Source organism: Streptomyces venetus (genome assembly GCF_039540295.1).
In the GTDB taxonomy this organism is placed as follows: Bacteria; Actinomycetota; Actinomycetes; order Streptomycetales; family Streptomycetaceae; genus Streptomyces; species Streptomyces venetus.
The window spans coordinates 53,776-65,870 of sequence record NZ_BAABET010000005.1 but is presented as its reverse complement, the minus strand read 5'-3'; the positions used below and the strand labels follow the sequence as shown (position 1 = coordinate 65,870).

The 12,095-nt window shown below is 70.2% G+C and carries 11 protein-coding genes; 9 read left to right on the top strand and 2 right to left on the bottom strand.

All coding sequences use genetic code 11. From position 1 onward, the window contains the following. Positions 1-207 precede the first annotated feature (207 nt). From ABEA82_RS17385 to ABEA82_RS17375, 3 genes are read left to right on the top strand one after another with little or no spacing between them, the layout of a single operon-like run. Positions 208-2,406 carry a glycoside hydrolase domain-containing protein gene (locus ABEA82_RS17385; RefSeq protein ID WP_345662428.1) on the top strand — a complete coding sequence of 733 codons (2,199 nt, stop codon included), beginning with the start codon at positions 208-210 and terminating at the stop codon, positions 2,404-2,406. Between the two features lie 9 nt (positions 2,407-2,415). Continuing rightward, positions 2,416-2,769 carry a hypothetical protein gene (locus ABEA82_RS17380; RefSeq protein WP_345662427.1) on the top strand — a complete coding sequence of 118 codons (354 nt, stop codon included), beginning with the start codon at positions 2,416-2,418 and terminating at the stop codon, positions 2,767-2,769. Between the two features lie 28 nt (positions 2,770-2,797). Continuing rightward, a complete protein-coding gene (locus tag ABEA82_RS17375; protein WP_425588538.1) occupies positions 2,798-3,490 on the top strand; it encodes a hypothetical protein in 693 nt (230 codons plus the stop codon). 89 nt (positions 3,491-3,579) lie between these two features. Here the strand turns inward: ABEA82_RS17375 and ABEA82_RS17370 are convergent, their stop codons facing one another. Continuing rightward, the gene (locus ABEA82_RS17370; RefSeq protein ID WP_425588529.1) at positions 3,580-4,494 is read right to left on the bottom strand and encodes an RNA polymerase sigma factor SigF; all 915 of its coding nucleotides are present in this window, start codon (positions 4,492-4,494) and stop codon (positions 3,580-3,582) included. Between the two features lie 251 nt (positions 4,495-4,745). Between ABEA82_RS17370 and ABEA82_RS17365 the strand changes: the two genes are divergently transcribed. The 4 genes from ABEA82_RS17365 (at position 4,746) to ABEA82_RS17350 (ending at position 7,922) form a co-directional block, all read left to right on the top strand. Then, entirely contained in the window at positions 4,746-5,123 is a 378-nt protein-coding gene (locus ABEA82_RS17365; protein WP_345662424.1) for an STAS domain-containing protein, read from the top strand. 243 nt (positions 5,124-5,366) lie between these two features. After that, a complete protein-coding gene (locus ABEA82_RS17360) occupies positions 5,367-5,915 on the top strand; it encodes an ATP-binding protein (protein WP_345662423.1) in 549 nt (182 codons plus the stop codon). 254 nt (positions 5,916-6,169) lie between these two features. Continuing rightward, positions 6,170-6,871, top strand: coding sequence for an LPXTG cell wall anchor domain-containing protein (locus ABEA82_RS17355; RefSeq protein ID WP_345662422.1), 702 nt, complete (start codon positions 6,170-6,172; stop codon positions 6,869-6,871). Positions 6,872-6,932: 61 nt separating this feature from the next. Then, positions 6,933-7,922, top strand: coding sequence for a hypothetical protein (locus ABEA82_RS17350; RefSeq protein WP_345662421.1), 990 nt, complete (start codon positions 6,933-6,935; stop codon positions 7,920-7,922). Positions 7,923-7,981: 59 nt separating this feature from the next. Here ABEA82_RS17350 and ABEA82_RS17345 read toward each other — a convergent pair whose 3' ends face one another. After that, positions 7,982-9,487, bottom strand: coding sequence for a peptide MFS transporter (locus tag ABEA82_RS17345; RefSeq protein ID WP_345662419.1), 1,506 nt, complete (start codon positions 9,485-9,487; stop codon positions 7,982-7,984). Between the two features lie 516 nt (positions 9,488-10,003). Between ABEA82_RS17345 and ABEA82_RS17340 the strand changes: the two genes are divergently transcribed. Further along, positions 10,004-10,681, top strand: coding sequence for a response regulator transcription factor (locus tag ABEA82_RS17340; protein WP_345662418.1), 678 nt, complete (start codon positions 10,004-10,006; stop codon positions 10,679-10,681). 118 nt (positions 10,682-10,799) lie between these two features. After that, positions 10,800-12,077, top strand: coding sequence for an ATP-binding protein (locus ABEA82_RS17335; RefSeq protein ID WP_345662417.1), 1,278 nt, complete (start codon positions 10,800-10,802; stop codon positions 12,075-12,077). Positions 12,078-12,095: the final 18 nt, after the last annotated feature.

Genomic DNA, 12,095 nt, shown 5'->3' with positions numbered 1-12,095 from the left:
CTCGTGGCGCGACGCAGGATCGCGCCAGTCGCATCGGCACCATGACTCAGGCGCCGGTCGTACGCGACGAGGGGGGTCTCTTCGCCATGCCCCCCGACGGGGGGTGCAGTTCCAGCGCGGGCACGTGGTCCTTGGGGGCCCGTGGCCGCGCCGCGGTGACAGCGCTTTTCCTCCCCGCCTCACCATTCGGACGACAGGAGGAAGCCCATGGCAGACGAGATGGTGCAGCGCGCCCAGAGATTCATCAACACGACCTACAACAACGGCGCCACGCTGGGCATATCCAAGCTGGACGAGAACGGCCAGACCGGCTGGCCCGTGATGTATGCCCTGACCCGGGCGCTTCAGTACGAGATGGGCATCACCGCCCTGTCCGACTCCTTCGGACCGACCACCCTGGCGAAGATCGGGGAGAAGTACGGCAAGCTGGACGAGACGACCATCCCCTCGGCCAACTTCTGCCGCATCATCCAGTCCGCCCTGTACTGCAAGGGCTACGACGGCGGTGAGATCGACGGCAAGTACAACGACCGGGTCAAGGACGCGGTCGTGAAGCTGAACCAGAACATGGGCGTCTCCGGCACGTACCCGGGCAGCTCCCTGTGGCCCAAGGTGGTCAAGGGCCTGTTCAACATGGACGCCTACGTCACCGTCAGCAACGGCTCGGACACCATCCGGACCATCCAGCAGTGGCTGAACGGCCGTTACATCCTGCGCAAGGACTTCTACATCATCCCCTGCGACGGTCACCACTCCCGTGACGTCGCCAAGTCGATGCTGTTCGCGATCCAGTACGAGCTGGGCATGGCGGACGGCGTCGCCAACGGCGTGTTCGGACCCGGCACGCAGTCCGGCCTGAAGAGCCACACCGTGTCGACCGGCACCACCGGCGTCTGGGCGCAGCTGTTCACCGCGGCCATGATCCTGAACAAGCGGAACGTCCCCTTCGGCAACTTCACCTCCGCGGTGCAGTCCGGCGTGGAGACCTTCCAGTCCTTCAGCAAGCTCCCGGTCACCGGCAAGGGCGACTTCCAGACCTGGGCCTCGCTGCTCGTCTCCTACGGCGACCAGTCCCGCAAGGGCACGGCCTGTGACGGCGTCACCATGATCACGCCCGCCCGGGCGCAGGCACTGAAGGACGCCGGCTACAAGTACATCGGCCGCTACCTCTTCAACCCCTCCAGCACGAGCCTGCCGGAGAAGCAGATCCAGCCGGGCGAGCTGGCCACCATCAAGGACTACGGGCTGAGCTGCTTCCCGATCTTCCAGACGTGGAGCCGGTCGGCCAACTACTTCAGCCCCGAGCAGGGCACCGCCGACGCGTTCCGCGCGATCGAGTGGGCCCAGTACCACGGCTTCAAGCCCGGCACCATCATCTACTTCGCCGTCGACTACGACGCGATGGACGGCGAGGTCACCGACTTCGTCCTCCCGCACTTCCGCGGGATCATGCGCACCATCGGCGAGAGCTCCGGCTACGGCGTCGGTGTCTACGGCCCCCGCAACGTCTGCCAGCGCGTCGCCGACGCCGGCTACGCGGCGGCGAGCTTCGTCTCCGACATGTCCAGCGGCTTCTCCGGCAACCTCGGCTACCCGCTGCCCACCAACTGGGCGTTCGACCAGATCTCCACCATCAAGGTCGGCTCGGGCGCGGGCCAGATCGAGATCGACAACAACATCGTCTCCGGCCGGGACTTCGGCCAGAGCAGCTTCAACCCCAGCGCGGACTTCGGCGGACTGGACACGGACCTGGACAAGGCCGCCTACCGCGACGCCCTGCTCAAGGACGTTCAGGCGTACCTGGTCTCGATCGGTGTGCCGGAGACCGGTGGCGAGAACTGGGAGCCCGACGACGACTGGGCCACGCTCGGCGGCATCTCCACCACCAAGGCGGTCGATCTGGTGCTGAGCGCGGACTGGCTGTTCACCTCGCTCGCACGGCAGCTCAAGCTCCGCAAGGCGCTCATCCAGGCGCCGGTCCTGTGGGAGCTGCGCAAGCTGAATCCCCTGGACGTCGCAGCCGACGAGGCGGTGAAGAAGGGGCTGGACGACGACTGCAGCACCGGCTGGGGCCAGATCTTCGCCTGGGTGACGATCGACGCCCGCAACTACTGCCGGGAACAGGGCATCATCAACGGCTCGCCGCTCACGAACGACGACATCCCCACCGTGTGGAAGCAGCTCAACGAGGACCCGACGTACAACATCCGCTCGGTGGCGTATCTGACGCTCTACAACGCCCACCAGATCGGCGCGCCCCGGCCGAGCCTGACCACCTCCCCCGCCCAGACCCAGGCCTTGCTGGCCCGGTACAACGGCACCGGCGAAGACGCCGCGAAGTACGGCCGTGAGCTGCTCGGCCTGTACAACCAACTGGAGAACTACAACATGCTGTCGCGCGGTTAGTGAGACCCGATGAAGACGAGCACCGCACACCCGTGGCTCCGGCTGAGCCTCCCCCTGGTCGCCAACGTCCTGCTGGGGATTCCGGCCGTGGTGCCCGCGTTCATGCTGTGGTACTTCGCGGCGAACTGGCCCCTTGCCTCGCTGGGCTGGACCGACCGCGAGCCCACCGAGAACGACGGTGTGCTCCCCTGGGTGATGGTCGCGACACCGGTCTTCATCCTGTTCGGCCTCATCTGGTGGCTGGTCAACCGCCCGTTCCGCCGCAGGACGGAACTGCCACCCGGCAGGTACTGGCTGCTGAGCGCGGTGGCCACCGCACTGCCCACGCTCACTCTCATCATCATCAGCTTGGGAAGGAACTGAAAACGTGTCCGACAACGCGCGCAGCAGCATGAGCGGCATACCGAGACGGATCCTGGTCAAGGGGGCCGGGGTGATCGCAGTCGCGGCGGCCGCCGGGTCATTCGCGCCGGCCACCGCCGTGGCCTCCCCCGCCGGCGCTCCCCTGAGCGCCCCCCGGAAGAAGGCTCCCACCTCGGCCAACGGCTGGATCCTGGAGGAGGAGGCCAACCACGTCTCCACCGTCTGGACGCGCCCCGTCCCGGGCACCGGCCTGGAGGTCGACGTCCGGATCGGTGATGTGGAGGCGATCCTGCTCCACGTGGTCCGGCGCTACCACTACGAGGTCGAGCAGCTGAACCACGTCGACCTGGCGGGCTGGCAGCGGATCGGCGGCCTGGAGAAGGGCCGGCCGGAGTCCAACCTCGCCTCGGGCACCGCGGTGCGGATCCGTCCGGGCGCGGGCGCGAGCGGCAGCCTCTTCCCGCTCCAGGTGCTGACGGTGCGTGACATCCTCGCCGACTGCGAGGGCGTGGTGCGCTGGGGCGGCGACGACAGTCCGGTGGACGAGTCGCTGTTCTACGTCGACCGGGGGCCGGACGACGCGTCGGTCCGGGGGCTCGCCGACCGGCTGCGGCTGGCCGAGGCCACACCCGGGCAGGGCGCCGGCGTGGCGGTCGACGTGCTGGCCCCGTCCCGCCGCGAGCGGGCGAAGAAGCTGGTGAAGGAGCAGCGGGCGGGCTGAGCCCCGGCACGCGTCAGGGGCGGAGCGCACGCGCCAGGGGGGCGGACCGCACGGTCCGCCCCCCTGGGGACAGCGTCACCCGGTGAGGATCACTCCTCGACGGTCAGCCCCTTGCGCAGCCGTACCAGCGTCCGCGACAGCAGCCGCGAGACGTGCATCTGCGAGATGCCGAGCTCTTCGCCGATCTCCGACTGGGTCAGGCCCGCGACGAACCGCAGGGACAGGATCTTCCGGTCGCGCGGCGGGAGTTCGGCTATCAGCGGCTTCAACGACTCGACGTACTCGATGCCCTCGAGACCGTGGTCCTCGTAGCCGATGCGGTCCGCGAGCGCGCCCTCGGAGTCGTCCTCCTCCGGCTGGGCGTCCAGCGAGGAGGCGGTGTAGGCGTTCGACGCGGCCATGCCCTCGACGACCTCGTCGTTGGAGATGCCGAGGCGCTCGGCCAGTTCGGTCACCGTCGGGGCGCGGTCCAGCTTCTGGGCCAGCTCGTCACCGGCCTTGGCCAGGTCGAGCCGAAGCTCCTGGAGCCGCCGCGGAACGCGCACGGACCATGAGGTGTCGCGGAAGAAGCGCTTGATCTCGCCGACGATGGTGGGCATCGCGAACGTGGGGAACTCGACACCCCGGGAGAGCTCGAAGCGGTCGATCGCCTTGATCAGGCCGATGGTGCCGACCTGGACGATGTCCTCCATCGGCTCGCTGCGGGAGCGGAACCGGGAGGCGGCGAACTTGACCAGCGCGAGATTCAGTTCGACGAGCGTGTTGCGGACGTACGAGTACTCGTGCGTGCCTTCCTCGAGCGACTCCAGGCGCTCGAAGAGGGTCTTGGAAAGGGCCCGCGCGTCGACCGCGTCGACTTCCTCGTACGGGGGAATGTCCGGAAGTCCGGCGAGGAGCGCGCCCTGTGTGAGGAGCGTCTCGTCCTGCTCGATGGGATCCAGATGTTCCGCAGGGGGTGTCGACGTCGCTTTGTGGGTACGCGATCCGTCGAGCCGGGGTGACATGATGTCCTCCATCGTTCTCGGCATATGGCTGCCGGGGCCAAAACGTGCACTGCGGTGTGCGGCGCCTCCAAAGCCGGCCGTGTCGGGTACGTGTCCTTACTAGGCCTACCCGCTTTCCTGAGCCCACCGCAAGTGCGTTCTGTGGGCATATGTCCGTTTGTGTGTAGTTGTTCGGGTGTCGGAGCGTCCCGGGAAGGCGTAGTGTTCGAGGGCGTCAGCAAGCAGCCTCGACGTCGGGAGAGAGAGACGGCATGGACCGCGGGACGGTCGGCAGCGCACAGTCTGGCCGGCTTCTGGTGGAGGTGCGGGAAGAGGGCTCTAGTGCCGTCGTGACCCCGGCGGGTGAGTTGGATCACCACACCGCCGATCTGTTGCGTGAGCCACTCGAGGACTGCCTCGCCAAGGGATTCAAGCGCCTGGTCATCGACTGCGCACGGCTGGAGTTCTGTGACTCCACGGGGCTCAATGTGCTCCTGGGCGCGCGGCTGAAGGCCGAGGCCGCCGGGGGCGGCGTGTCGCTGGCCGGGATGCAGCCGGTGGTGGCACGCGTGTTCGAGATCACCGGAGCGGATGCGGTCTTCAGCGTCCATGACACGCTCCAGGCGGCGCTGGCCGACGAGTCGAGCTGACCGGCGGTGCGTCGGCGCGCCGAGCCTCGGCCACCCCGCTGTGACCGGTCTCCCACCCCCCTCACGCCTTTCGAGCGGAATACGGGGGTGTTCTGCCGGTCCGCCCGGGCAGGAGACATCCTGAACCTGTCGGCCGACAGGTTGTCGGGGGCGCCGCGAAACCGACGTGCCGCGCACTGCGTGACTGACTGTGTACTGAAGTTTTTGAATCGTGAACTGGTGAATCGGTGAGGTGAAGCGCTGATGAGCACCACCCGGCCTTACTCGCCGGGCGACCGCGGGCCGGAGCCCAGCGGCGCTTCCGGGGCGTCCGAGGGTGGCGGTGCGGCGTCCGGCGAGGGTGTGGCGGCGCCGTCCGGAGCCGCGGGGCCGCCGGGGGGCGGCAGGCAGGTGCGCCGGCTGAGCTTCGAGGAGGAGAGCGGCGTCGTCCCGCTCGCCCGCGACTTCACCCGCCAGGCGCTGTACGCGTGGGGCTGGCTGCCGGCCGCGTCCGCCGACCAGCGGGCCGCCGCCGAGGACGTGCTGCTCGTCGTCTCCGAGCTGGTCACCAACGCGTGTCTGCACGCCGAAGGGCCGGACCAGCTGTGGATCACCTGCGACAACAAGGTGATCCGTATCGAGGTCGCCGACCGGGGCACGGGCCAGCCGGCCCCGCGCACCCCGCACCGCGCTGGCCGTCCGGGGGGTCATGGCATGTTCATCGTCCAGCGGCTGTGCCTCGACTGGGGCGTCGTCCGCACGCCGGGAGTCGCCGGCAAGACGGTCTGGGCGGAACTGGGCGCGCCGGCCTGATCAGCGCCGCGGCCCTCGGCGGCCGGTCCGGCCGATGTCGCCGGGCCCCGCGACCGCAGCCTCGCCCTGCTCCCGGCACCTTTCCGTGGCCTTCTTATCCGCCGTCCGGGTGACGACCCCACGGAAAGCCCCGCCGGGCACCCCCTCCATCCCCACAGATCCGCCGTGTCCTGTGTCTTCCTTCCTCAAGGGCCCGGGCGTACCTTGACGGCCCGATCTGATGCTCCGTCAGGAAAAGGAAGGGGAGCGGCACCGTGTCGTACCGGAATCGAACCGCCGCGCTCGCGTCCGCCGCGGCCCTGGCCGGCTCGGTGGTGTGGTTGGCCGCCCCCGTGGCCCGGGCCGAGGTCGTCGACGTCAACTACCAGTGCAAGACGCCGATCGGAGACAAGAGCGCCGTCTCGCCCATCGACATCAAGGGCGTCAGGAGCGGCGGCGGCTACCGGATCACCATGTCCTGGCGGAAGGGCGTCTCCTCCAGCCCGGTCGAACTCGGCAAGGGCGCGATGACCCCGAGCGCCACCATCGCCCTGGGCGGCGCCGACAGCGGCACCCTGACGGTGACCGGCCCCGCCAACGACGCGGCCGTCCCGGCCAACACGCCCATCAAGATCAACGACCTGAGCGGGACGTACACGCCGAAGAAGAGCGGCGAGGTCACCTTCACGGCCGGAGTGCTCACCATCAAGGCGCTCGGCACGACGACCACCTGCACCCCGACCAACGACCCGGGCCCGTCCCTGAAACTCGACGTCACGGCCGCGAGCGGCGGCGGCACCACCGGCTCCACCCAGGGCGGCGGCTCCGGCTCCGGCTCCGGTGCCGAACTCCCGCAGACCGGCCCCGAGGACTCGGCCGTGGCCCTCGGCACCCTCGGCGGCACGGTCCTGCTGGCCGGCGCGGCAGGAACCCTGTGGCTGACACGACGTCACCGAGGCGCACGGGCAGGCCACTGAGCGGACCGTACGACCGCCAGGGCACGAGCCGCGCCCGCCCGCACCCCCGCTGGAGCCGCCGATGCCGTACGTCGCTCGTGTTCCCCGCCTGTCGCCGCTCGTCCTGCTCGTGCTCCTGCTGAGCCTGCCCGGGGCCGGGCCCGTGCGGGCCGCGGACCGGCCCGGTGTGGCGGTCTCCGAGTCGCAGGCGGGTGCGGGAGGTTCGGTCACCGTCCGGGGGAGTGGCTGGCGGCCGCGCGCGCTGCTGACGCTGCTGGTCTGCGGGCAGGCCGAGCCGTCCCGGGGTGTGACCGGCGGCACCAACTCCTGTGCCAACGCCGACGGCCGGGCCGTCACCACCGACGCCGACGGGCGCTTCCGGCGCCGGCTGCCCGTCGTGGAACCGCCCGTGCCGTGCCCCTGCGTGGTGCACGTGGAGACGGTGACGGGGGCCAGGGCCGAGGCCGACGCTGCCCTCCAGGTCGCCGGGCACGCGGTCGAGCCGTTGCCCGCGGACCGGGCCGGCGGTCGGCTGTCCCTGCTCGCGGACACCCGGCTGCGCGGCTCCGGCGGGCTGCTGACCTGGTTCGGCTCCCCACCCGCCCGGAACCTGGAGGTCACCGTCGGCAACGTCGGGACGTCGCCCGTGCGGGACCCCGTCTTCCAGGTCGGCACCTCCCACGGCGTGTTCGCGCCGCAGTGGCAGGACCAGCGGTGGCGCGGCACGATCCGGCCCGGCGGGAAGGCCCGGATCGAACTGCCCGTGGAGCTCGCCGCCGGCGCGCACGGCGACTACACCGTGTCCCTGAAGTACGGCGGCAAGGTCCTCGCCGAGCACCCCTGGGGCGTGGGCCGCCCGTGGGGCGTGACCCTGTTCTGGGGCCTCGTCCTGCTGGTCGTACCGGCGGCGCTGTTCCGCGCGGGCCTGGCCGTCGTGGACCACGTACGCCCGCGCCGCCCCGGTCACGCGGCCCGCCCGGCCCGCCGCCGTGTCCGGCTGCGCCTGCCCGCCACCGCCAGACGCTCCGCCCCGCCCTGGTTCGCCCCGGACGCCGACCAGAAGAAGACATGAGAAAGGGCCGCCGCACCCCGGGGTGCGACGGCCCTTTCCTCAGGCTCGGACGAGGGCGATCAGCGCACGTCGCCCATCATCGCCTTGACCTTCTTGCGGTACATGAACACCGCGAAACCGGCGACCACGGCGAGCGCGGCCTCCAGCGCCACGAAGCCCATGCGGTCGAGGTTGATCCCGCCGATGGCCGGGTTGGACAGCAGCGCGGTGACGGAGTCGCCCGCGGTGACCGCGAGGAACCAGACGCCCATCATCTGCGAGGCGTACTTCGCCGGCGCCATCTTCGTCGTCACGGACAGACCCACCGGCGACAGCGTCAGCTCACCGACGGTCTGCGCGAAGTAGATCGCGACCAGCCACAGTGCCGCGGCCTTGTGACCGCCCTCCGCGATCGACAGCGGGGCGAGGAAGAGGAAGAAGGACACACCCACCAGCACCAGACCGGAGGCGAACTTCACGATGGTGCTCGGCTCCTGGCCGCGCCGGTTCAGCCACAGCCACAGCCAGGCGAAGACGGGCGCCAGCGCCATGATCATGACCGGGTTGACCGACTGGTACCAGGAGACCGGGAACTCCCAGCCGAAGACGCTGTTGTCGGCGCTCTTCTCGGCGAACAGCGACAGGGTCGAGCCGCCCTGGTCGTAGATCATCCAGAAGACGGCGGCGGCGACGAAGAACCAGATGTACGCCGACACCTTCGACCGCTCGCCCGAGTCCAGGTCCTTGTCCCGCACGATGCGGGAGATGACCAGGATCGGCACGATCAGGCCCAGCAGCGTGAGCGGGATCAGCGCCCAGTTCAGCGTGAAGTGGCCGGTGCCGCCGACGACGCCGTAGAACACCACGGCGACGGCCAGCCAGATCAGGCCCTTGCGCAGCGTCGACGCCTTCTCGGCCGGCGACAGCGGCGTCGGGACCTCGCTGCTGCGCGCGCTCAGGTGACGGCCGCCGAGCAGGAACTGCACGAGACCCAGCGCCATGCCGAGCGCGGCCAGCGCGAAGCCGAAGTGCCAGTTGACGTTCTCCCCGACGGTGCCGATGACCAGCGGGGCGATGAAGGCGCCGAGGTTGATGCCGATGTAGAAGAGCGTGAAGCCACCGTCCCGGCGCGGGTCCTCCGGGCCGTCGTAGAGGTGGCCGACCATCGTGGAGATGTTGGCCTTCAGCAGGCCGGAACCGATGGCGACGAGGCCCAGGCCGACATAGAAGCTCGCGGCCGCGGGCAGCGCGAGGCACAGGTGGCCGAGCATGATGACCAGGCCCGCGACGGCGACCGTCTTGCGCGGACCGAGCACACGGTCGGCGAACCAGCCGCCGGGCAGGGTGAGCAGGTACACGAGCGACAGGTACACGGCGTAGATCGCCGTCGCCGCGCCCGCGCTCAGGTGCAGGCCACCCGGGGCCACCAGGTACAGCGGGAGCAGGGCCCTCATGCCGTAGTAGGAGAATCGCTCCCACATCTCGGTCATGAAGAGAGTGGCCAGTCCGCGGGGGTGGCCGAAGAAGGTCTTCTCGGAACCGGGGGTGCCCGGGCGGGCCGAGTCCTTCGTCAGGCTGGACGCCATGGTCGTTCCTTGCTGGTCGGGACGCGCCCCGCGACAGCGGTGGTGCGCCCGGTGGGGGTCTGCCGGCACCGGTGCGTACGGCCGTCCGCCCGACGCCTGAGGGGGCCGCTCCGGGTCACGGAGCAGTGGGCGGTCGCCACCGGGATCCACGCCTCTACGCGCGTCGCCGCCACGAGGAGGCCCGGCCACAGGTCGTTTCGAGTCGGGGCTGGCGGGAACCAGCCCGCACACAAAAGAGACCTTCAGGGGCAAGCAGCCGCCGAAGGTCGCCGTGGTGTTACAGGCGTCGATTCACCATACGGCACGACACCACCGCAAATGAAAGGACTTGAGACAGGGATCACAGGTGCCGGGGGAACCATACGCCTCTTTTCCAAGGTCCTTACCGGAATCGCACCCCACAGGCAGAGGTGTGGTCGCATACCCGCGCGTCGTAAGAAGCGGGTATGCCACTGGTAAGAATCAAGGCTTCCGGTCACACCCCAGCTCAGGGCGGTGCAGGTCTACCATCACTCCATGACCCGTGTACTGCTCGCCGAGGACGACGCGTCCATCTCGGAGCCGCTGGCCCGTGCTCTGCGCCGGGAGGGCTACGAGGTCGAGGTGCGTGAGGACGGCCCCACCGCTCTCGACGCCGGATTGCAGGGCGGCGTCGACCTCGTCGTGCTCGACCTGGGCCTGCCCGGCATGGACGGCCTCGAGGTGGCCCGCCGGCTGCGTGGCGAGGGCCATGCCATTCCGATCCTCATCCTGACCGCGCGTGCCGACGAGGTGGACACCGTGGTCGGGCTCGACGCCGGTGCCGACGACTACGTCACCAAGCCCTTCCGGCTCGCCGAGCTGCTCGCCCGGGTCCGCGCCCTGCTGCGGCGCGGCGCCGCCGAGCCCCAGCAGCCGCCCGCCACGCACGGCGTGCGCATCGACGTCGAGTCGCACCGCGCCTGGATGGGCGAGGAAGAGCTCCAGCTCACCGCGAAGGAGTTCGACCTGCTGCGGGTGCTGGTGCGTGACGCGGGCCGGGTCGTCACCCGCGACCAGCTGATGCGCGAGGTCTGGGACACCACCTGGTGGTCGTCGACCAAGACCCTCGACATGCACATCTCCTGGCTCCGCAAGAAGCTCGGCGACGACGCGGCCAACCCCCGCTACATCGCCACCGTGCGCGGTGTGGGCTTCCGCTTCGAGAAGAGCTGAGCCGCCGGCCGGGCGAGGACGCGCGGCTGACACGGATGAAACGGCCGACAGGACACAGCTGACACGACACACAGCTGACACGGGGAAACGGCCGACACGGACAAACGGGTAAGAGGACATGCGCCGCCGACTGATCCAGTCCACGCTCGCCGTGGTGCTCGTCGTGATCGCCGTCTTCGGCGTCTCCCTGGTCATCGTCGAGAGCCGGACGATCAGCAACAGCGCCCAGGAGCGGGTGGAGTCCGAGGCGGTCCGGCTGGCCAGCATCGTCGACAGCCGGCTCTTCGGGGCGCAGCAGGTCGACGCGGAGGTCCTGCGCGAGCAGGTCACGCAGGACCGCTACTACGCGGTGATCCGCATCCCCGGCGAGTCGCCCATCGAGGTCGGCACCAAACCGGACGGTGACGTCATCAGCGCGAGCGCGCCCGGCGAGGAGGGCGAGACCGTCACGGTCCAGGAGCCGCGCTCCTCGGTGACCCGGGAGGTCGGCCGCACCCTGCTGATCATCGCGCTGGTGGCGTTGCTGGCGGTGGTGGCCGCGGTGCTGCTGGCGGTCCGCCAGGCGAACCGGCTGGCGTCGCCGCTGACCGACCTCGCCGAGACCGCCGAGCGGCTCGGTTCGGGCGATCCGCGCCCCCGGCACAAGCGGTACGGCGTGCCCGAGCTGGACCGGGTGGCGGACGTGCTGGACGGGTCCGCCGAGCGCATCGCGCGCATGCTGACCGCCGAGCGGCGGCTGGCCGCGGACGCCTCGCACCAGCTGCGGACGCCGCTGACGGCGCTGTCGATGCGCCTGGAGGAGATCACCCTCACCGACGACCCGGACACGGTGAAGGAGGAGGCGACGATCGCGCTGACGCAGGTCGAGCGGCTCACCGACGTCGTCGAGCGGCTGCTGACCAACTCCCGCGACCCCCGCACCGGCTCCGCCGTCACCTTCGACCTCGACGAGGTCATCCAGCAGCAGCTCGCCGAGTGGCGCCCCGCCTACCGCAGCGCGGGCCGGGCGATCGTCAGCTCCGGCAAGCGGCACCTCCAGGCGGTGGGCACGCCCGGTGCGGTGGCGCAGGTCCTGGCCGCGCTGATCGAGAACTCCCTGATGCACGGCGGCGGCACGGTGGCCCTGCGCACCCGGGTCACCGGCAACCAGGCCGTCATCGAGGTCACCGACGAGGGCCCCGGGGTCCCCGCCGACCTCGGCGCACGCATCTTCGAGCGGGCGATCAGCGGCCGCAACTCCACGGGCATCGGCCTCGCCGTCGCCCGTGACCTCGCGGAAGCCGACGGCGGCCGACTGGAGATGCTCCAGACCAAGCCCCCGGTGTTCGGCCTGTTCCTGTCCCGCACGCCCCTCCAGAAGTCCCTCGGCGGCGAGGACGAGCCGATGATCCGCTGACCCGGCTCACGACGGGTC

Excerpts from the sequence above, each read along its gene's own strand:
- ABEA82_RS17385 (WP_345662428.1), top strand. The coding sequence starts at position 208 with ATGGCAGACGAGATGGTGCAGCGCGCCCAGAGATTCATCAACACGACC.
- ABEA82_RS17380 (WP_345662427.1), top strand. The coding sequence starts at position 2,416 with ATGAAGACGAGCACCGCACACCCGTGGCTCCGGCTGAGCCTCCCCCTG.
- ABEA82_RS17375 (WP_425588538.1), top strand. The coding sequence starts at position 2,798 with ATGAGCGGCATACCGAGACGGATCCTGGTCAAGGGGGCCGGGGTGATC.
- ABEA82_RS17370 (WP_425588529.1), bottom strand. The coding sequence starts at position 4,494 with ATGTCACCCCGGCTCGACGGATCGCGTACCCACAAAGCGACGTCGACA.
- ABEA82_RS17365 (WP_345662424.1), top strand. The coding sequence starts at position 4,746 with ATGGACCGCGGGACGGTCGGCAGCGCACAGTCTGGCCGGCTTCTGGTG.
- ABEA82_RS17360 (WP_345662423.1), top strand. The coding sequence starts at position 5,367 with ATGAGCACCACCCGGCCTTACTCGCCGGGCGACCGCGGGCCGGAGCCC.
- ABEA82_RS17350 (WP_345662421.1), top strand. The coding sequence starts at position 6,933 with ATGCCGTACGTCGCTCGTGTTCCCCGCCTGTCGCCGCTCGTCCTGCTC.
- ABEA82_RS17345 (WP_345662419.1), bottom strand. The coding sequence starts at position 9,487 with ATGGCGTCCAGCCTGACGAAGGACTCGGCCCGCCCGGGCACCCCCGGT.
- ABEA82_RS17340 (WP_345662418.1), top strand. The coding sequence starts at position 10,004 with ATGACCCGTGTACTGCTCGCCGAGGACGACGCGTCCATCTCGGAGCCG.
- ABEA82_RS17335 (WP_345662417.1), top strand. The coding sequence starts at position 10,800 with ATGCGCCGCCGACTGATCCAGTCCACGCTCGCCGTGGTGCTCGTCGTG.